The sequence below is a fragment of the Streptacidiphilus sp. PB12-B1b genome (assembly GCF_014084125.1).
Classification (GTDB): domain Bacteria; phylum Actinomycetota; class Actinomycetes; order Streptomycetales; family Streptomycetaceae; genus Streptacidiphilus.
Genome location: NZ_CP048405.1, coordinates 7,444,280 through 7,468,421 on the forward strand (window position 1 = coordinate 7,444,280; position 24,142 = coordinate 7,468,421).

Genomic DNA, 24,142 nt, shown 5'->3' on the forward strand with positions numbered 1-24,142 from the left:
TGGAGCGCTGATGCCCAGCACCGGACCAGCCGGACCCCCCGAGCCCGCCGGACCCCCCGAGCCCGCGGACGGCCCGCCCCCGGGCGGCGACAGGCCCGAGCGCCCCGCCGACCGCTCCTCGGACCGGCAGCGCAGCCGGGACCTGGCGATCCCGGCTCCGCTGCCCGCCGAGGTCCTGCCGATGGACCCGGACCTGCCCGGCCTCCCCCCGCAGCGGGCCGGACGGCCGCGCGAGTGGGACGTGCTGGCGGTGATCGGCGTGGGCGGCGGCCTCGGCAGCATCGCCCGGTACGGGATCGCCCGGGCCTGGCCCACGCCGTCCGGGGGCTTCCCCTGGGCGACGTTCACCGCCAACATCCTCGGCAGCCTGCTGCTGGGGCTGCTGATGGTCCACGTGATCGAGGTGTGGCCGCCCGCCCGGTACCGCCGGCCCTTCATCGGGGTGGGCTTCATCGGCGGATTCACCACCTTCTCCACCTACATGTCGGAGACCCGGGGGCTGATCTCCGGCCACCACCTGGCGCTGGCCGACGCCTACGCGCTGTCCACCCTGCTGGCCGGGCTGGCGGCGGTGTGGACCGGGGTCGCGCTGGCCCGGGTCGCGGCCGGGAAGCCGATCCGGCGCGGCCCGCGCAGCCGCGCTGAGGCCGGCCGCACCGCCACCGTCCCCGACGCCGAGCAGCCCCGGACGCCGGGCCGGGCCCAGGAAGCAGGAAACCGCTGATGCCCTTCCTCATGGTCTTCCTCGGCGGCATGCTGGGCGCGCCGGTCCGCTACCTGGTGGACCGGGCCGTCCAGGGCCGCCACGACAGCGTCTTCCCCTGGGGGACGTTCCTGATCAACGTCTCCGGGGCGTTCATCCTGGGCGGGATCGCGGCCGCCACCGCGCACCAGCACCTGCCGCAGGATGTGAACCTGCTGCTCGGCACCGGCTTCTGCGGCGGCCTGACCACCTTCTCGACCTTCTCCTTCGAGACCGTGCGGCTGCTGGAGGACGGCTCGCTGGCCGAGGCCGGGCTGAATGTGATGGGCAGCCTGCTGCTGGGGCTGGCCGCCGCCTTCGCGGGCTTCGCCCTGTTCGGCTGAGGCCGCCCCGCCGGTCGGCCCCGCCGGCGCGGTGATCCCCGGCGCGCGGGGCAGACTGCCGGTGTGACGAACGGTGGGGCGCAGGATGCGACACAGGGCGGGGCGGACGACGGGGCACGCGAGGTGCCGGACCAGGAGGTGCCGGGCCGCGAGGAACCGGGCCGCGAGGTGCCGGGCCATGACGAGCCGCACCGCGACGGCCTCGGCGGTCGGCTGAACTGGCTGCGGGCCGCCGTCCTGGGCGCCAACGACGGGGTGGTCTCCACGGCCGGGCTGGTGGTCGGCGTGGCCGGGGCCACCAGCTCGGCCGACGCGCTGCTCACCGCCGGGCTGGCCGGGCTGCTGGCGGGCTCGCTGTCGATGGCGGCCGGGGAGTACGTCTCGGTCTCCACCCAGCGCGACTCCGAGCGGGCCGCGCTCGACCAGGAGCGCCGGGAGCTGGCCCGGACGCCCGGGGCCGAGCTGGCGGAGCTGGCCGGGCTGTACGAGCAGAAGGGCCTGAGCCGGGAGCTGGCCGCCGAGGTGGCCGTCCAGCTGACCCGGCACGACGCCCTGGGGGCCCATGCCGAGACCGAGCTGGGCATCGACCCGGACGAGCTGAGCAATCCCTGGCACGCGGCCTGGGCGAGCTTCCTGGCGTTCACCGCGGGCGCGCTGCTGCCGCTGCTGGCGATGGTGCTGCCGTCGGCCGGGGCGCGGCTGCCGATCACGGTGGCGGCGGTGCTGGCGGCGCTGGCCGGCTGCGGCTGGGGGAGCGCGCGGATGGGCGGCGCGCCGGCGCGTCCGGCGGTGCTGCGCAATGTGGCGGGCGGGGTGATCGCCATGGTGGTGACCTACGCCGTCGGCTCGCTGCTGGGGGCGTCCGGGGTGTGACCGCCCCGACCTGCGGCGTGGCCGCGTGACAGCCGGGCGACGGTTCGACCTCGGCCCCGGTCATGGAGTACAGTCTCCGTTGTCGCACAGGAAGTCCGGACGACGGACCGGTGGGATGTATGGCCTCGTGGAGCAGTTGGTTAGCTCGCCACCCTGTCAAGGTGGAGGTCGCGGGTTCAAGTCCCGTCGAGGTCGCAGCAGGGAAGGCCCGAATCCACCGGATTCGGGCCTTTCGCGTATCCGCCGACGCGCATCCGGCCGCAGCACTGGACTGTGACCGGCGTCACTTATATTGTCTTCACTCACACCGGCCCCGACAGCTCCACCGGACCGGCCCATTTTATATATACAATTGCACTGCTCTGCGCCCGGGCGGAACACCCGCCCGGACAGCACCGGGGGACAGAAAAAACCGAAGCCGCACCGAACCCGGCGGAGTTCGGTACGGCTTCAAGTCTTTCAAGATCCTCCAATTACTGCGTGCCGAACGGACATGCCCCTTGACAGGGCAGCCGACGCATTGGCCGGAGGGGGTGACTCAGATCTGCTCGGCCTCAGACTTCGCCACGCTGCTGCGGGATACCCGCAAGCAGTGCGCGAACCTCGGCCTCGCGGTAACGACGATGCCCACCGAGCGTACGGATCGACGTGAGCTTGCCGGCCTTGGCCCAGCGAGTGACCGTCTTCGGGTCAACGCGGAACATGGTGGCAACCTCAGCCGGCGTAAGCAGCGGTTCGGCATCAGGGGTGCGAGCGGTCATGAGCGGCCTCCTCGGGAGAACCGAACCAACGCGGTTCTTTCCTTCAAATTCTGCACCTTGGACCGTGATGCCCGAAATGGCACACCCCGACCAAGTCGGTAATAGGACGAACGGCATGTCCTCGGCACTACAACTACACCATCCGTCCAGCCCCATCGGCCAAACCATCGGAATTGACCCCTGCGGGTCCAAGCTCGGCGGATGGCGATGGACCATGTCATAACGGACAGTCACGCAAGCGTGACGATCGGTCATGGCATGCACCAGACCCCCCGCTCCCCCGCGAAGACTGTTCAATCCCCCGCAAATCGTCCCGAACAAGCCGGATCGATCCACAGTGAGGCTGGTTGTCCTATTTTGGCACGCTCAGAGTACTTCGCGTCAACGGTGAGTCACGTCACGTTGATGGGGTATTGACCCGATCCGCGACGTTGGTCCTATGTGGGTGGGGGATAAGTGACCCTGTGGCACATGAGGGAAGGATGCCACGCGTGTCCGACAGCTCCCGTCTTCGGCCATGGCGTGATCCGTCGTGGCGGAACCCCGCCACCCCCGGCCCGGGCTGCTCCGTGGACGATGGCCCCTGGTCAGAGGCTGTCAGTTCGCGTACTGCAGTTCCTGGATGCGCCGCCAGCGCTCGGTGATGGCCCGGTACGAGCGGGCCGCCAGCAGGGCGTCCCCCTCGCGCAGCGCGGCCACCCCGGCGGCGACCTGCCGGGCCGTGTGGTCCTCCGCCAGCGACGCCTCGGCCACCGCGTGCACCAGCCCGCCGTAGTCCAGCTCCACCAGGGAGCGCGGGTGGAACTCCTCCAGCCAGCGGCCGACCTCCTCGACCGCCTCCACCAGCGGCCCGTCGTCCAGGTTCTCCCGCAGCACCCGGAAGCCGCGGGCGAACCGCCGCCGGGCCTGGGCCATCGGCGTCCGGTAGCGCAGCACCGGCGCGGAGAGCCGCTTCACGCCGCCCGCGCCCTGCCCCTGCGGCTCGGCCCCCTCCGGCGGCTGCTGCGCCTGCTGGGCCTCCTGCGGCAGCGCCGGGACGAACTCCCGCTCGCCGTCGTCGAACAGCAGGAACCAGGAGACCGGGACGTTCCAGGTGCTGGTGAGGATCCACGGGCGGCCGTCCGGGTGGCGGGCCCGCCAGCGGTCCCAGTCGGCCTCGGCCTGGGCCCGCACCACCGGAGGCACCACGGCGTCCAGCAGCGGCGCGGGAAGGGCCGCCTGGAGCTCCTCCAGGGCGATCCAGCTGCGCAGCCGGGTCCGCCACGGGCAGAGGTAGGTGACGCCGTCCAGCTCGTGCACGAAGGCGTCGCCGCTCTCCCGCTCGGGCACCGCCATCGGCGGCACCGCGATCAGGTCGGCGAGCCGGCGGCGGCCCTCCTCCAGCGCCGTCCGCTGCTCGCCGGCCGGGTCGCGGCGGTCCTCGGCGTAGCCCTGCCAGTACGAGCGCTCCGGCTCCGGAAAGGCCGTCAGCGGCTCGTACACGCGCAAGTAGGCGGCGTAGGGGGGCCGCACCGAGGTCCGCAATGTAGGCACGCCCGCATCGTCGCACGGAGACCGCCCGCTGTGGCCCGGAAGTGACGGGTACGTTCCGAGCGGGTGGGAGTTCGGCTACACCGCCCGCATCCGGGCCCGGGGGATCTACGCTGCTGCCATCCCGTTCGGGCCGCCGCCACAGGCGCCCACGGGGAGGGCGTCCGCACCACACCCGCGGACGCCGTCCGAACAACGACATGGAGTCACCACCGTGACCAACGTCCAGGAGCGCTCCGGTGTGCTGCACCGGATCTTCGCGTCCGATTCCGCCTCGGCCCCCGGGGACGGCCATGAGCAGGTCGTCCTGTGCCACGACCGCGACAGCGGCCTGAAGGCCGTCATCGCCCTCCACTCCACCGCCCTGGGCCCCGCCCTGGGCGGCACCCGCTTCCACCCGTACGCCTCCGAGGAGGAGGCCGTGCAGGACGCGCTGAACCTGGCGCGGGGCATGTCCTACAAGAACGCCCTGGCCGGCCTGGACCTCGGCGGCGGTAAGGCGGTGATCATCGGCGACCCGGCCACGGCCGCCGAGGGCGGCATCAAGACCGAGGCGCTGCTGCGGGCCTACGGCCGCTTCGTGCAGTCCCTGGGCGGCCGCTACATCACCGCCTGCGACGTCGGCACCTACGTCGCCGACATGGACGTGGTGGCCCGCGAGTGCGACTACGTGACCGGCCGCTCGCCGCAGTACGGCGGCGCCGGGGACTCCTCGGTGCTGACCGCCTTCGGCGTGTTCCAGGCCATGCGCGCCTGCGCCCAGCACCGCTGGGGCGCGCCCACCCTGGCCGGCCGCCGGGTCGGCGTGGCCGGGGTCGGCAAGGTCGGCCACTACCTGGTGCAGCACCTGGTGGAGGACGGCGCGCAGGTGGTGCTCACCGACGTCCGGGCGGACGCCGTGGAGCGGGTCCGGGCGGCGCACCCCGGGGTGGAGGTGGCCGCCGACGCCGAGGCCCTGATCCGGGCCCGCCTGGACGTCTACGCCCCCTGCGCGCTCGGCGGCGCGCTGGACGACGCCACCGTCGCCGCCCTGACCGCCTCGGTGGTCTGCGGCGCGGCCAACAACCAGCTCGCCCACGCCGGGGTCGAGAAGGACCTCGCCGACCGGGGCATCCTGTACGCGCCGGACTACCTGGTGAACGCGGGCGGGGTGATCCAGGTCGCGGACGAGATAGAAGGCTTCGTCTTCGAGCGCGCCCAGGCCAAGGCCGCGAAGATCTTCGACACCACGCTGGAGATCTTCGCCCGGGCCCAGGCCGACGGCGTCCCCCCGGCGGTGGCCGCCGACCGGCTGGCCGAGCGGCGGATGGCCGACGTCGGCCGGCTGCGGTCGATCCTGGTCCCCGGCGGGCGCCCGAACGGCCGCCACAGCTGACCGGCCGGGCGCGGCGGCACCGGGGGCGCTGCCCCCGGCGGCGCCTCCGCGGGCGACAGGAACGGCGTTCTCACCTGCTGGCCCGAACGGTGGATAGCCGCTGCCCGTACGGGGGATAATCTTCCTGGGGCGATCCCCGTGACCGCCCCGGGAAGTGACCGGCGGAACCCGCCCGCTACCCTTGTGACCTGCAGCAACACGGTCGTGAGTGGGAGCAGCGTGCGCAACGTCGCACGGGCGGCGTACCGTAGGGCGCTGTAAGCAGGTACCGTTATTGCTCAAAGGACCGGCCCTCTCACTTGTGAGGGGTCGTTTCTCAATCATGAACGCGTGTCAAGACTCGGGGCCATGAGCCCCGTCGTTGAGGGGGTCGAGCCATGGGGCGCGGCCGGGCCAAGGCCAAGCAGGCAAAGGTCGCCCGCCAGCTGAAGTACGGCGACGTGGGTTTCGATCCAACCCGTCTGGCCAACGAGCTGGGCGTGTCGTCTTCGAACGAGTCGGTCAATCCGCGGCGATTCGATGACGACGAGGACGATGATCCCTACGCGTCGTACGCGAAGCTGTACAACGGCGATGACGACGATGAGGATGATGAGGACGAGACTGAGGTCCCGTACCGCAAACACGCCTGAATTCGTCCATACAGTCGAGGAGCCGATCCGGTGGCAGCCGGGTCGGCTGTTCGGCGTTGAGCGGCGCCGACCGACGGGCCGCGGCCTGCCGACCGGCCGCAGCCGGGCGGCGGTGTCCTGCGGTGTTCCGCGCGGGCGCGGCGACGGTCCGGCCGCCGCGCCCGGCGCCGGTCAGGCCCCGTACGCCCCGTAGAGGGCGGCTCCGCCGTTGTCCCACTCGCCGCCGCGCTCGACGATGTCGCCGAGCAGCCAGGCCTCGACGTCCCGGTCGGCCAGGACCGCCAGCACGGCGTCCACCGACTCCGGCGGGACCACGGCGACCATGCCGACGCCCATGTTGAGGGTCTTCTCGATCTCCAGCGTCTCCATCCGGCCGACCTCGGCGACGGTGCGGAAGACCGGCAACGGGTTCCAGGTGCCGCGGTCCAGCCGGGCGTGCAGCCCGTCCGGGATCACCCGGGCCAGGTTGGCCGCCAGGCCGCCGCCGGTGACGTGGGAGAAGGCGTGGATCTCGGTGGAGCGGGCCAGCGCCAGGCAGTCCAGGGAGTAGATCCGGGTGGGCTCGAGCAGCTCCTCGCCCAGGGTCCGGCCGAACTCCTCGACCTGGCGGTCCAGCTTCCAGCCGGCCTGGTTCAGCAGCACGTGCCGGACCAGCGAGTAGCCGTTGGAGTGCAGCCCGGAGGCGGCCATGGCGATCACCACGTCCCCGGCCCGCACCCGGTGCGCGCCGAGCAGGGCGTCCGCCTCGACCACGCCGGTGCCTGCGCCCGCGACGTCGTACTCGTCCGGGCCGAGCAGCCCGGGGTGCTCGGCGGTCTCGCCGCCGACCAAGGCGCAGCCGGCCAGGACGCAGCCCTCGGCGATGCCCTTGACGATCTGCGCGACCCGCTCCGGGTGGACCTTGCCGACGCAGATGTAGTCGGTCATGAACAGCGGCTCGGCGCCGCAGACCACCAGGTCGTCCACGACCATGCCGACCAGGTCGTGGCCGATGGTGTCGTGCTTGTCCAGGGCGGCGGCCAGGGCCACCTTGGTGCCGACGCCGTCGGTGGCCGAGGCCAGCAGCGGCCGCTCGTAGCGCTTGAGGGCGCTGGCGTCGAACAGCCCGGCGAAGCCGCCGATGCCGCCGACCACCTCGGGCCGGGTGGCCTTGCCGACCCACTGCTTCATCAGCTGGACGGCGAGGTCGCCCGCCTCGATGGAGACGCCGGCGGCGGCGTAGGTCGCCCCGCCGTTCGCGCTGCTGGTCTGGTCGCTCACAGGAACGGCCCTTTCGGGTCGGGAGGGTGGAGAGGGTGAGGGCGTTACGGTCGGCGCAGGGCGTCGGCGGCCCCTATGCCGCCGAGCATGGACTGCACGCCGTCGGCGTCCGTGCGGTGCTTGCCCGCGCCGCGCACCGCCGGGGGCTGCCCGGCGGAGGCGATCTCGGCCTCCAGCAGGTGCTTGCCGAGCAGCTCCGGATCGGGCAGCTCCATCGGGTACTCACCGGTGAAGCAGGCCGTGCAGAGCCGCTCGCGGGGCTGGTCGGTGGCCTCGACCATGCCCTCGGTGGAGATGAAGGCGAGCGAGTCCGCGCCCAGGGAGGCGCCGATCTCCTCGACCGACAGCCCGTTGGCGATCAGCTCGGCCCGGGTGGCGAAGTCGATGCCGAAGAAGCAGGGCCACTTGATCGGCGGCGAGGAGATCCGGATGTGGACCTCGGCCGCACCGGCCTCGCGCAGCATCCGGACCAGGGCGCGCTGGGTGTTGCCGCGGACGATGGAGTCGTCCACGACCACCAGCCGCTTGCCGCGGATGACGTCCTTCAGCGGGTTCAGCTTGAGCCGGATGCCCAGCTGTCGGATGGTCTGGTTGGGCTGGATGAAGGTCCGGCCCACGTAGGCGTTCTTGACCAGCCCGGAGCCGTAGGGGATGCCGCTGGCCTCGGCGTAGCCGATGGCGGCCGGGGTGCCCGACTCGGGAGTCGCTATCACCAGGTCGGCCTCGGCCGGGGCCTCCTTGGCCAGCCGGCGGCCCATCTCGACACGCGAGAGGTGCACGTTGCGCCCGGCGATGGTGGTGTCCGGGCGGGCCAGGTAGACGTACTCGAAGACGCAGCCCTTGGGCTTGGCCTCGGCGAAGCGGGAGGTGCGCAGGCCGTTCTCGTCCACGGCGATCAGCTCGCCGGGCTCGACCTCGCGGATGAAGGAGGCGCCGACGATGTCCAGCGCGGCGGTCTCCGAGGCGATGACCCAGCCGCGCTCCAGCCGACCCAGCACCAGCGGGCGGATGCCCTGCGGGTCGCGGGCGGCGTAGAGGGTCTGCTCGTCCATGAAGACCAGCGAGAAGGCGCCCTTGACCTTGGGCAGGACCTGCTGCGCGGTCTCCTCTATGGTCAGCTCCGGGGAGCCCGCCAGCAGCGCGGTGACCAGGTCGGTGTCATTGGTGACGGCCGACCGGCCGGAGCGCGAGATGTGCTGCTCGCCGGGCAGGTCGGCGACCATCTGCGCCAGCTCGGCAGTGTTCACCAGGTTGCCGTTGTGGCCGAGCGCCAGCGAACCGTGGGCGGTCGCCCGGAAGGTCGGCTGGGCGTTCTCCCACACCGAGGAGCCGGTGGTGGAGTAGCGGGCGTGCCCGACGGCGATATGGCCGACGAGCGCGCCCAGGGAAGTCTCGTCGAAGACCTGCGAGACCAGGCCCATGTCCTTGTAGACGAGGATCTGCGAGCCGTTACTCACTGCGATGCCCGCGGACTCCTGTCCGCGGTGCTGCAGGGCGTACAGCCCGAAATAGGTGAGTTTGGCGACCTCTTCACCGGGGGCCCAGACACCGAAGACACCGCAGGCGTCCTGGGGGCCCTTCTCGCCGGGAAGGAGGTCATGGCTGAGTCGTCCGTCACCGCGTGGCACGCTACCGAGTCTAGGGCAGTCCGGCGGTAGCAGCCGAACGGGGGACAACCGCAGGTCACGGCCCGGGTTGTGGACACGCGTAGATCCGTGCCCTGCGGACTCAGCCCATCACGGGCAGTAGCGAGGAGAGGTCGCTGCGCTCGCCACTGGCCGTGAGTTGCGCCACGTCGCCGTCGGCGCCAGTGGCCCGGGCCCAGCTGGTGCGGCCGGACGCGAGCCGGATCCAGGCCAGCGGCGTGGTCTCCACCACGTTGGGCGGGGTGCCCCGGGTGTGCCGCGGGCCTTGGACGCACTGGACCACCGCGAACGGCGGGATCCGCAGCTCCACGGCGCCGCCGGGGGCCTGCACCGCCAACGTGTCGGCCAGCAGCCGGACCACGCTGGCCAGCGCCTGCCGGTCGTGCCGGAAGCCGTCGGCCGGGCCGAAACCGGCCGGATCGGCGCGGGCCAGGGCGTCGGCCAGGTCGTCGGCGTGGACGACGGCCTCCACCAGCCGGGTGACCAGGAAGTCGCCGAGCAGCATCGTCCCGTAGCGGGTGGGCAGCCGCAGCTCGGCCGGGTGGTCCCCGTCCAGCAGCCGCAGCGCCCGCCGGACGGCGGCCTCCAGCGCGGCGGCCACCTCGGCGGGCGCCCCGCCGAACGGCTGCCCGGCGTCGGCGCCGGTGTCGTGCCCGGCGTCGGGCTGCCCGGCGTCGGCGCCGGTGCGCTGCCGGGCGCGGTCGGCGACGGCCGGGGCGGCGGTGCGGGTGGCCGTCACCCAGTCGGTGGGCGACAGCGGCGGGCCGTCGGCGGCCGGGAGGCCCAGCCGGTCGGTGAGCGCGTCGAAGGCGCTGCCCAGGTGGGCGACCAGCTCCCGTACCCGCCATCCGTCCAGCCGGGTGGGCGCGGCCAGCAGCTGTTCGGCGTCGGCGCGCTCGCACAGCCCGTGGACGGCGTCCACCAGCGCCTGGGCCTGCCCGCGCAGGGCGTCGCGGGTCCGGGCGGGGTCGTAGGTGCGGACGCGCACGCGGCGGGCGGCAGACGGCATGCGGCGAGCCTAGGGGCGGACCGGCCCACGCCGCCAGGCCGCTCCCCCGCGCCCGCGCCCGCGCGCGGCCATAGAGGTCAGGCCGGTGCGGGCGGGGTGACGTGGCGCAGCTTGTCCGGGTTGCGGATCACCCGGATGCCGGTGATGCCGCGCTCGTCCACCTCCGCGCACAGGACGCTGTCCGGTACCGCGCCGGAGAGCACCAGCACCCCGGGCGCGCCGTTGACGTCCACCAGCTGCACCGACATGTCCGGCAGCGGGCGGTTGACCAGGATGCCGAAGATCCAGCGGGCCACCTTGTCGGCGCCGACGATCGGGCGCAGCGCGGCGCGGATCTTGCCGCCGCCGTCGCTCCACAGCGTGACGTCGGGCGCGAGCAGCGCCATCATCCGGTTCAGGTCGCCGCCCACACAGGCCGCCAGGAACTCGTCGGTGACCCGGCGGCGCACCTCGGCCGGGGCCTGGTAGCGCGGCTTGCGGGCCTGCACCGCCGAGCGGGCGCGGTGGCCGACCTGCCGCACCGACGCCTCGGTGCGCTCCAGCATCCCGGCGATCTCGGCGTACGCGAAGCCGAAGACCTCCTTGAGCACGAAGACGGCGCGCTCCAGCGGCGAGAGCGACTCCAGCACCACCAGCACCGCCAGCGAGACCTGCTCGGCCTGCTCCACCCCCTCGCCGGCGTCGGGGGCGGTCACCAGCGGCTCGGGCAGCCACGGCCCGACGTACGCCTCGCGCTGGGCGGCGGCCGAGCCGAGCCGGTTGAGCGAGAGGTTGGTGACGGTCCTGGCCAGGTAGGCCCGGGGCTGGGCGACGGCGGCGGTGTCCACCCGGCTCCAGCTGAGCCAGGCGTCCTGCAGGATGTCCTCGGCGTCGGTGGCGCTGCCCAGCATCCGGTAGGCGATGCCGAACAGCACCCGCCGGTGCTCCTGGAACAGGGTGAGGGCGGCGTCGTCGGTCACGCCCGCGAAGGTACCGCACCCGCGCCGCCGGGCCCGGACCGAGTGCGGTCCGGGCCCGGCGGGCACGGTCGGGGCGGTGCGGGGTCAGCCGCGGTAGGCGGCCAGGCCGGTGTAGGTGGAGACCTGGACCGGGTTGTGCGAGCCGCTCACGACCAGGGTGTCGATGCCGTCGGGGGTGCGGAAGGCGATGGTGCTGCCGTTCGGCGACCAGGTGGGCTCGGTGTAGTAGCTGGTGCCGTGCGGGGTGAGGTCCCGGACGGTGGCCTTGGTCTGGCCGAAGGTCTCCTCGAAGATGTGGTCGTGTCCGGCGACCGAGCGGACGAAGACGACCTCGTCGCCGTCGGGCGAGAGCGCCGGCTCGGAGCCCTTGACCAGCACGCCGCCCTGCTGCCGCAGGTAGTCGTCGCGGATGTAGACGTCGCCGGTGCGGGTGTTCTCGTAGACGGCGCTGCCGTAGCCCCCGGCGGCGTTCGGCCAGGTGTTGCCGGTCTGCGGCAGGCTGGTCTCGCCCTCGCCGAAGTAGTGCTCCAGCGGCAGCAGCGCCGGGGTGGCGTCGTGGGCGGTGGCGACCACGGTCTCCAGCCGGGTGGTACCGCTCTTCTCGGCGGCGAAGATCAGGTTGTCCTTGGCCGGGACGCCGTCGGAGGCGGCGGCGACCTGCCAGGTCGGGTGGGACCAGGTCTGCCGGCCGGGGTTCTTGGCGACGGTGACCCGGCCGGTGCCGTTGGCGTTGGCGACGTCCAGGTTGCCGCTGCCGTCGATGAACGCGGCCTTGCTGCCGCTGGGGTTCCAGGCCAGGTCGCGGACGGTCACGCCGAAGTCGACCCGGGTGCCGTTCATGACGACGTACCTGGTGCCGTCGCTGATGGTCAGGCCGTTGCCCTTGGTGCCGTTGACGGCGGCGGGGGCGTGGGCGGTGGCGGCGTCGGCGACGGTGGGCAGCAGCGCGGTGACGGCTGCGGTGAGGACGACGGCGGCGGCGGTGCGGCGGAGGCGGGCAGACATGGCGTGTCCTTGGGGTGAGTGGATGGCTGTGCCGGTCGCTGAGCCGCGCCGCCACGGTCGGGTGGTGCCCACCCGTTCGATCGTTGCTGCTCGGTGCGATGAGAGAAGCCTGTCAGCCGAAGATCGTGGAACTGTCGGCCTCCTGTCACAGCGGCGCAACAGCCGCCGCCTCCGCCCGGACATGCCACTGCCCCCGCGACCGTGGTCACGGGGGCAGCGGCGCATGCCAGTTGACGGATCGTCAGCCGAGCAGGGCCTCGATGACGCCGGTGTGGGCGGCCCGCAGCTCCGCCAGCGGCAGGGTGAACTGCCCCTGGAGGTCGATGCTGTCGCCGTCCACCACGCCGATCCGGGTGGCCGGGAGCCCGCGCACCCCGCACATCTCGGTGAACCGCAGCTCCTCGCTGCGCGGCACGGACACCACCGCCCGCCCGGCCGACTCGCTGAACAGGAAGACGAACGGGTCCAGGCCGTCCGGGACGACCAGCCGCACGCCCTGCCCGCCGCGCAGGCAGCTCTCCGCCAGGGCCTGCACCAGGCCGCCGTCGGAGAGGTCGTGCGCCGCGTCGACCATGCCGTCGCGGGAGCCCGCGATCAGCACCTCGGCCAGCAACTGCTCCCGCTCCAGGTCCAGCCGGGGCGGCAGCCCGCCCAGGTGGTCGTGCGCGACCTGGGACCAGGCCGAGCCGCCCAGCTCGTCGGCGGTGTCGCCGAGCAGGTAGACCAGCTGGCCCTCCTCGGCGAAGCCGATCGGGGTGCGCCGGTTGACGTCGTCGATGACGCCGAGGACGGCCACCACCGGCGTCGGGTGGATGGCGGTCTCGCCGGTCTGGTTGTACAGCGAGACGTTGCCGCCGGTCACCGGGGTGCCCAGGGCCTGGCAGGCGTCGGCCAGGCCGCGGGTGGCCTCGGCGAACTGCCACATCACGTCCGGGTCCTCGGGCGAGCCGAAGTTCAGGCAGTCGGAGACCGCCAGCGGCTTGGCGCCGGTCGCGGCGACGTTGCGGTACGCCTCGGCCAGGGCCAGCTGCGCCCCGGTGTAGGGGTCGAGCTTGGCGTAGCGGCCGTTGCCGTCGGTGGCGATGGCCACGCCTAGGTTGGTGGTCTCGTCGATGCGGACCATGCCGGAGTCCTCCGGCACCGACAGCACGGTGTTGCCGAGGACGTAGCGGTCGTACTGGCTGGTGATCCAGGACTTGTCGGCCTGGTTCGGCGAGCCGACCAGCTGCAGCGCGGCGGCGCGCAGCTCCTCGCCGCTCTGCGGGCGCTTCAGCCGCTCGGCGGTGGGCGCGTCGGCCTGCAGGGCGTCCTGCCAGGACGGCCGGGCGAAGGGCCGCTGGTAGGTGGGCCCGTCGTGGGCGACGCTGCGCGGCGGGACGTCCACGATCTGCTCGCCGTGCCAGAAGATCTCCAGCCGCTCGCCCTCGGTGACCTCACCGATGACGGTGGCGATCACGTCCCACTTCTCGCAGATCTCCAGGAAGCGCTCGACCTTGCCGGGCTCGACGATGGCGCACATGCGCTCCTGCGACTCGCTCATGAGGATCTCCTCCGGCGAGAGCGTGGCGTCGCGCAGCGGCACGGTGTCCAGCTCGACCCGCATGCCGCCGGAGCCGGCCGAGGCCAGCTCGCTGGTGGCGCAGGACAGGCCGGCCCCGCCGAGGTCCTGGATGCCCAGGACCAGCTTCTCCCGGAAGACCTCCAGGGTGCACTCGATGAGCAGCTTCTCCTGGAACGGGTCGCCGACCTGCACCGCCGGGCGCTTGGCCGGGCCGGTCGCGTCGAAGGTCTCCGAGGCCAGCACGGAGACGCCGCCGATGCCGTCGCCGCCGGTCCGCGCCCCGTACAGGATGACCTTGTTGCCGGCCCCTGAGGCCTGCGCCAGGTGGATGTCCTCGTGCTTCATCACGCCCACGCACAGCGCGTTGACCAGCGGGTTGCCCTGGTAGCAGGGGTCGAACACGACCTCGCCGCCGATGTTGGGCAGGCCCAGGCAGTTGCCGTAGCCGCCGATGCCGGCGACGATCCCGGGCAGCACCCGCCGGGTGTCCGGGTGGTCCGGCGCGCCGAAGCGCAGCGGGTCCATCACCGCGACCGGGCGGGCGCCCATGGCCAGGATGTCGCGGACGATGCCGCCGATGCCGGTGGCCGCGCCCTGGTAGGGCTCGATGTAGGACGGGTGGTTGTGCGACTCGATCTTGAAGGTGACCGCGTAGCCCTGGCCCACGTCCACCACGCCGGCGTTCTCGCCGATGCCGACCAGCATGGCGTCGTTGGCCGGGGCCTTCTCGCCGAACTGCTTCAGGTGGACCTTGCTGGACTTGTAGGAGCAGTGCTCCGACCACATGACCGAGTACATGGCCAGCTCGGCGCCGGTCGGACGGCGGCCCAGGATCTCCCGGATCCGCGCGTACTCGTCCGGCTTGAGCCCCAGTTCGGCCCAGGGCTGCTCGGCGTCCGGGGTACCGGTCGCGTGCTTGACGGTGTCGAGGCTCATCAGGCGTTCACCAGCTGCTTCAGGATCGAGGCGAAGAAACCGAGGCCCTCGGTGCCGGGGCCGGTCAGCGGCTCCACCGCGTGCTCGGGGTGCGGCATGAGGCCGACGACGTTGCCCGCCGCGTTGCTGATGCCGGCGATGTCCCGGTACGAGCCGTTGGGGTTGACGTCCAGGTAGCGGGCGACCACCCGGCCCTCCGCCTCCAGCGCGTCCAGGGTGCGCTCGTCGGCGACGAAGCGGCCCTCGCCGTTCTTCAGCGGGACGGTGATCTCCGCGTTGGGCACGTAGGCGCCGGTCCAGGCGGTGGCGGTGTTCTCGATCCGCAGCCGCTGGTCGCGGCAGACGAAGTGCAGGCTGTCGTTGCGGGTCAGCGCGCCCGGCAGCAGGTGCGACTCGCACAGCACCTGGAAGCCGTTGCAGATGCCGAGCACCGGCAGGCCGACGGCGGCCTGCTCGATGATCGTCCCCATCACCGGGGAGAACCGGGAGATGGCGCCGCAGCGCAGGTAGTCGCCGTACGAGAAGCCGCCCGGCAGCACCACCGCGTCGACCTGGTGCAGGTCCTTGTCGCGGTGCCACAGCGCGACCGGCTCGCCGCCGGCCAGCCGCACCGCGCGCTGCGCGTCGCGGTCGTCCAGCGAGCCGGGGAAGGTGACGACGCCAATGCGGGCTGTCACTGCTGCTCCTCCACCCTCACGGTGAAGTCCTCGATGACGGTGTTGGCGAGGAAGGTCTCGGCGGCCTGACGGATACGGGCGAGGGCGGCCTCGTCGACCGGCCCCTCCAGTTCCAGTTCGAAGCGCTTGCCCTGGCGGACGTCGGCGATCCCGGCGAAGCCCAGGCGCGGCAGCGCGCGCTGCACCGCCTGTCCCTGGGGGTCGAGGATCTCCGGCTTGAGCATGACGTCGACAACGACGCGTGCCACGGGTACTCCCGGTGGTGTCTGGTGCGGGGGGAACTCCAGCGTACCGGGGGCCGGGAGCGTGTTTGGATTGTCATCCAGGGCGACGCGCGTAGATGACCGTTGCCGTGCGGACGATCACACAAGCGCGCCTGCGGCGAAATCTGCCGACCGCAACGTCCGGAAATACCTCATTCGCCGCATTCAGGCGGCCCGCATCCGCGTTCCGGGCATCAACAGCGCAGTTCAGCGCGCAGATCTGCGGGCCGCTCGCAATACCAGCAGCCCAGCTCCACTGTCCATAGGTTTCGACCGAGTATCGGCGAGGTATCGAACCGACACGGAATATCGAGAAGAAAAAGTTGCCTCATCGATTTTCGTCGGCTTTAGGGGCAGAATGGTGCCACCGGGAACGGCGTTGCACCGAACCCGGCCGGCAGTGGTGTCCGCACTGATGCGGGCCCCAGAACACACCTCCGACCTGCGGGCTTCCGCCATCGCTCCGACGATGGCCGATCCCGAGAGGATTGGCATCATGGCTCAGCGCGTAGTGGTCACTCTCTCCGACGACATCGATGGCGGGGCGGCCGAGGAAACCGTGCAGTTCGCGGTGGACGGGAAGTCGTACGAGATCGACCTGTCCTCCAGGAACGCCGAAAAACTGCGCGACGCGCTCGCCCCTTATGTGGCGGCCGGCCGCAAGCAGAGCCGCAGCGGCAAGGCGATCCGCCACACCGAGGTGGCACCGGACCCGAAGACGGTCCGCGCCTGGGCCCAGTCGCGGGGCATCGAGCTGCCGGCCCGGGGCCGCCTGCCCAAGCACGTGTACGAGGCGTTCTCCGAGGCCAGCTGAGGCCGGACGGCGCCGCCCTCCCGGGATCAAAAAGACTTTTGGTCCAAATCGGGCAAACCACCCCGCCCGGGCGATCAACGCCTGCCGGATGGGCTAGTGTTCTCTTCAGCGGAACACGCCGGAGACGGAAGCCGAAAGGCCAGGTCAACGGGGTGGACTCGCAGGTGTAGCTCAGTAGTAGAGCGCTCCCCTTCCAGGGGAGAGGCACAGTGTGCAATCCCTGTCACCTGCTCCACTCGACGGTCCGACCGGATGGCGAAAGCCACTCGGGGGATCAGGTAGAGTAGGACTCGCCGGAAAGGACCGGAGGCCAGCAGGCCGAAGGAAATCGAAGGCGAACGCCATGCGGATGTGGCTCAGTGGTAGAGCATCACCTTGCCAAGGTGAGGGTCGCGGGTTCGAATCCCGTCATCCGCTCCAGAAGGATCGAAGGGCGCACTCATCGAGTGCGCCCTTCGTCGTTCGTGTGCGGCGCAGCGGTATGTGTGGCAGCAGCGGCCGGTGCCCGCCGGTCGGGTCGACCGGCGGGCACCGCGGCGGGCGTCAGTCCCAGTTGAGCCCGGTGAGGCGCTCGTACGCCTCCACGTACTTGGCCCGGCTGCGCTGGACGATCTCCTCCGGCAGCGCGGGCGGCGGCTCCTCCGAGCGGCGGTCCCAGCCGGACTCCTGGGAGCCGAGCCAGTCCCGGATGAACTGCTTGTCGAAGGAGCGCTGGGCCCGGCCCGGCTCCCACTCGTCCGCGGGCCAGAAGCGGGAGGAGTCCGGCGTCAGCACCTCGTCGCCGAGCACCAGCTGCCGCTCGCCGTCGGCGCCCTCGGCGAAGCCCAGCTCGAACTTGGTGTCGGCCAGGATGATCCCCCGGTCGCGGGCGATGTCCCGGGCCTGCCCGTACACGGCCAGGGTGGTCTGCCGCAGCGTCGCCGCGGTCTCCGCGCCCACCCGGCGGGCCACCTCCTCGTACGGGACGTTCTCGTCGTGCTCGCCCACCTCGGCCTTGAGCGCCGGGGTGAAGATCGGCGCGGGCAGCTCCGAGCCGTCCTCCAGGCCGGGCGGAAGCGCGATGCCGCAGACCGTCTGCGACTCCCGGTACTCCGCCAGGCCGGAGCCGGCCAGGTAGCCCCGGGCCACGCACTCCACCGGCAGCATCTCCAGGCTGCGGCAGACCAGGGTGCGCCCGGCCCAGTCGGCGGGCGCCCCGGCGGGCACCTCGGTGGAGATGACGTGGTTGGGGACGATGCCGCTCAGCCGCTCGAACCACCACAGCGACAGCTGGGTGAGGATGCGCCCCTTGTCGGGGATGACGGTGGGCAGCACCCAGTCGAAGGCCGAAGTGCGGTCGCTGGCGACCATCACCAGTCGGCCGGCCTCGTCGCGGTAGAGGTCGCGGACCTTGCCCGTGTGCAGATGGATGAGGCCGGGCACCTGCACCGGCTCGGGCTTCTCGACAAATCCGCTCAAGGTGAGTCCCTAGATGAAAGAACGTGGGGGAAGGGGGCCGCCACGAGTCTTTCACAGCGGATTCCGAAGGCCGCTGATTCAGTGGACCTTGCAGATGCGGTCCAGCAGGTTGGCCGTCGCCCGCTGGATGCGCTCGTCGGTGTGGCCCGGCCGGTCCAGCGCCGGGGACCAGGAGAAGGTGCCGCTGGCGAAGACGTACGCGCCGCTCGGCGCCCGGTGCAGCGAAGTCTCCTGGTGCCGGGGCGCGCCGCGGGCGTCCCGGTAGGGGGAGTGAGCCAGCAGCACCCGCTCGGTGTGCTCCGGCAGCGGGGTCCTCGGGAAGTAGCGGTCGGACTCCCCCGCGACCAGCCCCGGAATGCGGTCGCCGTCGTGCAGGCCGGTGCCCTCCCACAGCCAGTGGCCGGTGTTGTGGACCACCATCGGCACCGGCTCCGGCACCCGGCCCGCGTACTGGATGCCCAGCAGCCGCTGCTCGGGCTCGCCCAGGTCGCGCCAGAGCAGGCTGCGCGCCGACTCGCCCTGGCGCTTGCCGCAGACCAGCAGCCGGTCGGCCTCACCGGTCGCCCCGGACTCCAGCCGGACCTGCCAGTACATGCTGTTGGCGCTGAGGAACACCAGCGAGGTGCCGTGGTCGCGGGCGCGCTCCACCGCGCCGCGCATGGCCGCCGACCAGTACTCGTCGTGGCCGGGGAAGACCAGGCCCCGGTAGCAGGAGGGGTCCACCCGGCCGGCGTGCAGGTCGGTGGCGTTGGCGTAGGCCAGGTCGTAGCCGTAGCGCTCGGCCCAGCGGATGAAGTCGTAGGCGTGGCCGACGTGCAGCGGCAGCCCGGCCCCGGCGTAGGGGCGGTCGAAGGAGACGGTGGTGGCCGCCTCCTCCTCGCCGAGCAGCTCGCCCTTCTCGTTCCAGGCGTGGTACAGGCTGGCGCCGGTGCGGCCGTCCTCCGGGTAGAGGTTGTACGCCTGCCAGGTGACGTCCGGCAGCAGGAGCAGCAGGTCGGCGGCGACCGGGCCGGCCCGGACGGTGAACGGGATGTGGCTGCGGTACTGGTGGTCCGCGGTGGTCAGCACCGCGACGTAGGCGCCCGGGCTCCAGTGCGGCGGGATCTGCAGCCGCCAGGACATCCACCAGTGGTGGCAGGAGACGGTGCGGCCGGCGACCAGCGGCGCGGGCTGGACCAGCCCGGACAGCCTCGGGCTGGCGGAGACGTGCCGGGCCCCCGCCCCGGCGTAGTGCCCGATCCGGTAGACGTCGACGGTGAACTCCTGCGCCGGGCGGACGCTCACCCGCAGGTCCAGCGAGCCGCCGACGTCGGCGGCGGGCGCGGCGAAGCCCTTGATCTGCCCGCCGACGTCGTCGGAGGCGCGGGGGCGGCCCATGGTCGGGCTCTGGTCGTCCTCCGGCGCGCGGCGCGCCCGGGGCAGCTGGCCCTGGGTCTGGCCCAGGTCGACGTACCAGGGCACCATCAGGCCGGTGTCGTCGAAGTACCGGTCGGCGCCGCGCAGCCACGGCAGCGGGCCCTGGCCGAAGGGATCGGTCGCGCCGTGCGCGAGCGCCCCTGACTCCCAGCGGCGACTGTGGTCCATCCCCGCGCTCACCCCCTGACTGGACTGGTCCCGGGCGGACCGGCCCGAGCCCGGGCCGCCCCGGGCCGGCGCCCCGTGGCCGGTACCGTACCCCGGAACGTGACGTGCCGTCAGGGCGCACGGCGATCACCCAGCGCTCCCGACCGTTCACCACGGGTGCTCCCTCATCGTACGGGTCCGCGAGGGATCGCAGCAGAGGCCGGACCGGACTGCCGGACCGGGCCGGAGCGTCAGACCAGCCGTACCGGCTTCTCCAGCCGGACCCCGACCTCGTCCAGCCAGGCCCGCAGCGGGGCCTCGTCGCCGCTCTCCACGGCCAGGGCCACCGGGGCGGCCAGGTCGGTGCGGCGGACCCCGCCGACGACCAGCGCCGGGCCGTCGAGCCAGTCCAGGCCCGGTTCGGCGGCCCCGGCGTCCAGCGCGGCGCAGCAGACCAGGGCGGCCAGGTGCTCGGCCACCAGGTCGGCGCCGGTGCGGACGGGCTGCGAGGCGACCACCGGGCGCTCGGCCAGGGCCGCCAGCCGGACGCCCAGCTCGGCCCCCGGAACCCGGCGGAGCCGCTCCAGCACCCCGGCCAGATCAGTCGGCCCGGCCCCGGCGGCCGGAACGGCCACGGTGGAGGCCCCGGCCAGGGCGGAGCCCAGCCGGGCGGCGCGGGTCCGCCAGATCCGCTCCACCACGGCCTGCGGGTACTCTTCCCAGTCGACCGGCGACCAGGTACTGCCCTGGGCTGCGGCATCCGGGCGGCCGAGGCCGTGCCCGCCGGAGAACAGCCGGGCGGCGAGCAGCGAGACGGCCTCGTCCACCCGGCCCGGCTCCTCCAGCAGGTCGCAGGCGGGGCGCTCGCCGAGGCGGGTCTCGAAACCCTCGGCGAGCCGGTCCCGGCGGGACAGCTCGGTCAGCGCCGACACCACGCCCGCGTCCAGCCGGCTCGGCCAGCGGCCTATCCGCCAGGCGGGCAGGGCGACCCGGGTGAGCAGCCGGTCCCAGCCCGCATAGGCCAGGCCGACCTGCTCCTGGGCGGCCAGCCGCAGCCCGTAGTCGACCTGCCGGGCCTGTTCGGAGGCCCAGGCGGCGACGGAGCGCTCCATCTCGGCGGCGTGCGGCGCGCTGCGGCGCAGCAGCAGCGCGCAGGCGCGGCCGAGCAGCAGCAGCGCGGGGCGCTTCCACAGGGCGCCCCGGCGGCCGTCGGCGGCCAGGCCGAGGGCGGCGTCCAGGCCGCGGACGAAGCGGCGGGCGGCGGCGATGTCCGGGTCGGCGGAGCAGGCGGTGCCGGCCACCACCGGGGCGAGCAGGGCGCGCAGCTCGGCGACCCGCATCCACCAGATGAAGGGCGAGCCGATGACCAGGGTGGGCGCGACCGGCTCGGCGGAGCGGCCGCGTCCGAGGGTGTCGCCGCCGCCCGGACCGTCCGGGCCGTCGGCGGCGGCGGCCGGTGCGGAGCGGGACGGGCGGTCCGGCGGGTCCTCCAGCCAGCTGTCGCAGTCGGGGGTGAGCGCGATCCGCGCGGGCGCGGGCACGTCCATCCGCTCGGCGACCTCGCGGACCAGCCGGTACAGCTCGGGGGCGTCCGTCCCGGACAGCGGAACGGCGGGGACCTGCGGGCGCTCGGCCCGGCTGACCGCCAGCGCGAAGCCGGCGGTGAGCAGCAGCACCGCCAGCGCCACGGCGGAGACCGCCCAGCGGGCGGCGTCCCAGCCGGGGGCGTCGGGGGCCCCGGCCGCGCCGAGGCGCCCGGTCAGGCCGCCCGCTATCAGCACCGCTGCCGCGGCGGCGGGCAGCACCGCGACGGCCAGCGCCCGGCCGCGCAGCCGCAGCACCGCCCGCGCGTGCGCCCGCGCCGACTGGACGCCGGTGGTGGCGTTCGTACCGGCCATCTCTCGGATCACCCCCTGCCGCTGAACGCATGCCGGCCCCGGTGCGTCGGGGTCGGATCAGGTTCTTGTCTGATCCGACGTCCGCGCGCCGACCGGCGTTCCAGGAACGGTCCGGAACCACTCGGATCAGTGATTCCCCATGGACCGCAGCTTGCCCCCTCGCCGCTCGGAGTACCCGCGCGGCGGCACCGCGGCGGCCCTGCCGGGTGTGCCGGGCTGCGCGGTCCTGGGCACCATAAGGCCGAAGGCGCGTGGGCGTCAGCCGGATCGGCTCCTCTTCACTCGAAGGGTGTGCCTCCGGGGGACCGTTCGCCCCGCGCGGCCGGGCGGCGGCGCGGGGCGGGGGCTGTTGCTCCCGGCGGGTGGTCGGCCCCCGGGCGCCGGGCGCAGACCCGGGCGGCGATGCTCAGACCCGGGCGGCGATGTCCCCGCGGTGGTGCGACCCGGCCAGCGCGATCCGCTCGGTGGCCTCGTAGGCGCGGCCCCTGGCCTCGGCGATGTCCTTGCCGGTGGCGGTGACCGACAGCACCCGGCCGCCGGCGCTCAGCACCGTCGTCCCGTCCTGCGCCAGCTTCGTCCCGGCGTGCAGGACGTAGGCGGTGCCGTCGGCGGCCTCGGCCTCGGCCAGCCCGGTGATCGGGTCGCCGCCGCGCGGGGCCTGCGGGTAGCCCTCGGCGGCGATCACCACGGTCACCGCCGCGCCGTCGCTCCAGCGCAGCTCGGGGAAGTCGGCGAGGTGCCCGGTGGCGGCGGCGTGCAGCAGCCCGCCGAGGGGGGTCTTCAGCCGGGCCAGCACGACCTGGGTCTCCGGGTCTCCGAAGCGGGCGTTGAACTCGATCACCCGCACACCGCGCGAGGTGATCGCCAGGCCCGCGTACAGCAGCCCGGAGAAGGGCGTGCCGCGTCGGCGCAGCTCGTCCACGGTGGGCTGCAGCACGGTCCGCAGCACCTCGTCCACCAGCTCCGGATCGGCCCAGGGCAGGGGCGAGTAGGCGCCCATGCCGCCGGTGTTGGGGCCCTCGTCGCCGTCGTAGGCGCGCTTGAAGTCCTGGGCGGGCTGCAGCGGGACGACCGTGACGCCGTCGCAGACCGCGAACAGCGAGACCTCGGGGCCGTCCAGGAACTCCTCGATGACCACCCGCTCGCAGGCGGCGGCGTGCTCCAGGGCGGCCTGCAGGTCGGAGGTGACCACGACGCCCTTGCCTGCGGCCAGACCGTCGTCCTTGACCACGTAGGGGGCGCCGAAGGCGTCCAGCGCGTGCGCCGCCTCTTCGGGCGTGGTGCAGACGTAGGAGCGCGCGGTGGGCACGTTGGCGGCGGCCATCACGTCCTTGGCGAACGCCTTGGACCCCTCCAGCCGGGCGGCCTCGCCGCTCGGCCCGAAGACCGGGATGCCGCGCGCGCTGACGGCGTCGGCGACCCCGGCGACCAGCGGCGCCTCCGGGCCGACGACCACCAGCTCCGCGCCGAGCTCGGCGGCCAGGTCGGCGACGGCCGCGCCGTCCAGCGGATCGACCGGGTGGACCTGGGCGGTCTGCGCGATCCCGGCGTTGCCCGGGGCGCAGTGCAGGGCTGTGACTTGCGGATCGAGGGAGAGCGCGCGGCACAGGGCATGTTCGCGGGCGCCGCCGCCGATAACGAGGACCTTCACGGGACGAGCCTAGTGCCTGCGCTCCCGGCCCCCGGACCCGCGCTGCGCCGCGCACCGCCCGGGGGTCAGATCCGCTCCCGGGAGCCACCCACTCGAAGGGGTGAAACCCGGGGGACCACAATGGAGCAGCGCAACGCGGCTGCCATGGGTTCCGTACCGGTCCGGGGTGGCCCCCACCGCACCAATACCGGCGAATCTGCAACCATGGTCAGCCATTTGGCGGTAAGAAGTGGTGTTTGCAGACTGGGACGATCGGGCCCGATGGGCCGAAGGACAGGGAGTTCTCGCGGTGAGCCAGCCCGATATGCAGCCCGAAGAGAGCCCCTGGGGTTCCGAGCCGGGGCCCGATGAGCAGCGGTCGGCGGCCTCGGCCACCAGCGCCGAGCGCGACACCGCCACCGGCAGCGCCCCGCGCGGGCGGGACCTCAGCGTCCGGCAGTTCCCGCTCGGCGACTGGGGCGAGCCGGCCGAGCGGCTGGAGGAGCTGTACCGCTGGTCCGAGGAGCGCGCCCTGGAGGCCATCGACTGGTACCAGCGGGACCGCCGCTGGAAGCGCCGCGGGGCCCGGCTGCTGCGCTACCTCGCCGCGCTGCTCGGCGCGGCCGGGGCGGCGCTGCCGCTGGTCGGGCTGACGGGCGTCCGGCACGGGGTGACCGACTGGGGCTATGTGCTGCTGCTGCTCGCCGCCGCCTGCCTGGGCGCGGACCGGGCCTTCGGCCTGACCAGCGGCTGGATGCGGGACGTCAGCACCGGCCAGGCGCTGCAGCGGCGGCTGGAGGCGTTCCAGTTCGACTGGGCCTCGGAGTGCGTGCGCGAGGTGCTCGGCCCGACCGAGGGCACCGCCAGCGAGGCCGCCGAGCGCTGCCTGGGCGTGCTGCGCCGCTTCTGCGAGGACGTCTCGGACATGGTCCGCACCGAGACCTCGGAGTGGATGCTGGAGTTCCGGGCCTCGATGACGCAGCTGCCGACGCAGGCGGCGGGCGTGTGGGGCGGGCGCACCGAGGGTTCGGGCGCGCAGGTGCGGGTGCTGCCGTCGCTGGGCGCGGGCGGACGGCCGACGATGCCGCGCCAGCGGCCGCCGGAGTCCCCGCTGCGCTGACGGCCGGCGCGGTGACGCCGATGACGACGTCCGTGGGGGCGGGTACGGAGGTCCGTACCCGCCCCCACCGCCGTCCAGCTGCACAA

General features: G+C 73.3%; 21 protein-coding genes and 3 tRNA genes. 10 read left to right on the forward strand and 14 right to left on the reverse strand.

The features are described 5' to 3' along the window. Positions 1–10 precede the first annotated feature (10 nt). The 4 genes from GXW83_RS32520 to GXW83_RS32535 all read left to right on the forward strand — a co-directional run bounded on the left by GXW83_RS32520 (position 11) and on the right by GXW83_RS32535 (position 2,154). Positions 11–724 (forward strand): CrcB family protein, encoded by a 714-nt coding sequence (locus GXW83_RS32520; RefSeq protein ID WP_225447375.1) that lies wholly within the window; start codon positions 11–13, stop codon positions 722–724. Further along, on the forward strand, positions 724–1,086 hold the full coding sequence (gene crcB / locus GXW83_RS32525; RefSeq protein WP_182446577.1) for a fluoride efflux transporter CrcB: 363 nt from the start codon (positions 724–726) through the stop codon (positions 1,084–1,086). The genes GXW83_RS32520 and crcB overlap by 1 nt, the downstream gene beginning before the upstream one ends. Before the next feature lie 138 nt (positions 1,087–1,224). Further along, complete coding sequence (locus GXW83_RS32530) at positions 1,225–1,959, forward strand: VIT family protein (protein WP_370466905.1); 735 nt, start codon at positions 1,225–1,227, stop codon at positions 1,957–1,959. A 121-nt stretch (positions 1,960–2,080) separates the two neighbouring features. Further along, positions 2,081–2,154, forward strand: a tRNA-Asp gene (locus GXW83_RS32535). 359 nt (positions 2,155–2,513) lie between these two features. On the opposite strand, the gene bldC is transcribed toward GXW83_RS32535, so the two are convergent. Both bldC and GXW83_RS32545 read right to left on the reverse strand, forming a co-directional pair. Beyond that, positions 2,514–2,720, reverse strand: coding sequence for a developmental transcriptional regulator BldC (gene bldC, locus GXW83_RS32540; protein ID WP_034089242.1), 207 nt, complete (start codon positions 2,718–2,720; stop codon positions 2,514–2,516). Positions 2,721–3,317: 597 nt separating this feature from the next. Further along, the gene (locus tag GXW83_RS32545) at positions 3,318–4,253 is read right to left on the reverse strand and encodes a hypothetical protein (protein WP_182446578.1); all 936 of its coding nucleotides are present in this window, start codon (positions 4,251–4,253) and stop codon (positions 3,318–3,320) included. Between the two features lie 238 nt (positions 4,254–4,491). Here GXW83_RS32545 and GXW83_RS32550 point away from each other — a divergent pair, with 238 nt between their 5' ends. Continuing rightward, on the forward strand, positions 4,492–5,625 hold the full coding sequence (locus GXW83_RS32550) for a Glu/Leu/Phe/Val dehydrogenase dimerization domain-containing protein (RefSeq protein WP_304940994.1): 1,134 nt from the start codon (positions 4,492–4,494) through the stop codon (positions 5,623–5,625). Between the two features lie 377 nt (positions 5,626–6,002). Continuing rightward, positions 6,003–6,257, forward strand: coding sequence for a DUF3073 domain-containing protein (locus tag GXW83_RS32555; RefSeq protein WP_182446580.1), 255 nt, complete (start codon positions 6,003–6,005; stop codon positions 6,255–6,257). A gap of 171 nt (positions 6,258–6,428) precedes the next feature. Here GXW83_RS32555 and purM read toward each other — a convergent pair whose 3' ends face one another. From purM to purS, 8 genes are all read right to left on the reverse strand, one after another. Next, a complete protein-coding gene (purM, locus tag GXW83_RS32560; protein WP_182446581.1) occupies positions 6,429–7,517 on the reverse strand; it encodes a phosphoribosylformylglycinamidine cyclo-ligase in 1,089 nt (362 codons plus the stop codon). A 44-nt stretch (positions 7,518–7,561) separates the two neighbouring features. Further along, on the reverse strand, positions 7,562–9,145 hold the full coding sequence (purF, locus tag GXW83_RS32565; RefSeq protein ID WP_182446582.1) for an amidophosphoribosyltransferase: 1,584 nt from the start codon (positions 9,143–9,145) through the stop codon (positions 7,562–7,564). Positions 9,146–9,245: 100 nt separating this feature from the next. Next, complete coding sequence (locus GXW83_RS32570; protein WP_182446583.1) at positions 9,246–10,172, reverse strand: sterol carrier family protein; 927 nt, start codon at positions 10,170–10,172, stop codon at positions 9,246–9,248. 77 nt (positions 10,173–10,249) lie between these two features. Then, a complete protein-coding gene (gene sigJ, locus GXW83_RS32575; RefSeq protein WP_370466906.1) occupies positions 10,250–11,062 on the reverse strand; it encodes an RNA polymerase sigma factor SigJ in 813 nt (270 codons plus the stop codon). A 153-nt stretch (positions 11,063–11,215) separates the two neighbouring features. Beyond that, a complete protein-coding gene (locus GXW83_RS32580) occupies positions 11,216–12,136 on the reverse strand; it encodes a PD40 domain-containing protein (RefSeq protein ID WP_182446585.1) in 921 nt (306 codons plus the stop codon). A 241-nt stretch (positions 12,137–12,377) separates the two neighbouring features. Further along, positions 12,378–14,633: a phosphoribosylformylglycinamidine synthase subunit PurL gene (purL, locus tag GXW83_RS32585; protein ID WP_182446586.1), complete on the reverse strand. Its 2,256-nt coding sequence runs from the start codon at positions 14,631–14,633 to the stop codon at positions 12,378–12,380. After that, on the reverse strand, positions 14,633–15,310 hold the full coding sequence (purQ, locus tag GXW83_RS32590) for a phosphoribosylformylglycinamidine synthase subunit PurQ (RefSeq protein ID WP_182446587.1): 678 nt from the start codon (positions 15,308–15,310) through the stop codon (positions 14,633–14,635). Before purQ ends, purL begins: the two co-directional genes overlap by 1 nt. Continuing rightward, a complete protein-coding gene (gene purS, locus GXW83_RS32595) occupies positions 15,307–15,558 on the reverse strand; it encodes a phosphoribosylformylglycinamidine synthase subunit PurS (RefSeq protein ID WP_182446588.1) in 252 nt (83 codons plus the stop codon). The genes purQ and purS overlap by 4 nt, the downstream gene beginning before the upstream one ends. A gap of 511 nt (positions 15,559–16,069) precedes the next feature. On the opposite strand from purS, the gene GXW83_RS32600 reads away from it, so the two are divergent. The 3 genes from GXW83_RS32600 (at position 16,070) to GXW83_RS32610 (ending at position 16,807) form a co-directional block, all read left to right on the forward strand. Further along, entirely contained in the window at positions 16,070–16,387 is a 318-nt protein-coding gene (locus GXW83_RS32600; RefSeq protein ID WP_182446589.1) for an Lsr2 family protein, read from the forward strand. Between the two features lie 160 nt (positions 16,388–16,547). Next, positions 16,548–16,622 (forward strand) — tRNA-Gly (locus GXW83_RS32605). Positions 16,623–16,732: 110 nt separating this feature from the next. Next, positions 16,733–16,807 (forward strand) — tRNA-Gly (locus GXW83_RS32610). A gap of 123 nt (positions 16,808–16,930) precedes the next feature. Here the strand turns inward: GXW83_RS32610 and GXW83_RS32615 are convergent. The 4 genes from GXW83_RS32615 to purD form a co-directional block, all read right to left on the reverse strand. Next, entirely contained in the window at positions 16,931–17,845 is a 915-nt protein-coding gene (locus tag GXW83_RS32615) for a phosphoribosylaminoimidazolesuccinocarboxamide synthase (protein WP_182446590.1), read from the reverse strand. Positions 17,846–17,923: 78 nt separating this feature from the next. Then, on the reverse strand, positions 17,924–19,429 hold the full coding sequence (locus GXW83_RS32620; RefSeq protein WP_182446591.1) for a N,N-dimethylformamidase beta subunit family domain-containing protein: 1,506 nt from the start codon (positions 19,427–19,429) through the stop codon (positions 17,924–17,926). A 230-nt stretch (positions 19,430–19,659) separates the two neighbouring features. Next, entirely contained in the window at positions 19,660–21,306 is a 1,647-nt protein-coding gene (locus GXW83_RS32625) for a hypothetical protein (RefSeq protein WP_182446592.1), read from the reverse strand. Positions 21,307–21,712: 406 nt separating this feature from the next. Further along, positions 21,713–22,957: a phosphoribosylamine--glycine ligase gene (gene purD / locus GXW83_RS32630; RefSeq protein ID WP_182446593.1), complete on the reverse strand. Its 1,245-nt coding sequence runs from the start codon at positions 22,955–22,957 to the stop codon at positions 21,713–21,715. A 289-nt stretch (positions 22,958–23,246) separates the two neighbouring features. Between purD and GXW83_RS32635 the strand changes: the two genes are divergently transcribed. After that, a complete protein-coding gene (locus GXW83_RS32635; protein ID WP_225447376.1) occupies positions 23,247–24,056 on the forward strand; it encodes an SLATT domain-containing protein in 810 nt (269 codons plus the stop codon). Positions 24,057–24,142: the final 86 nt, after the last annotated feature.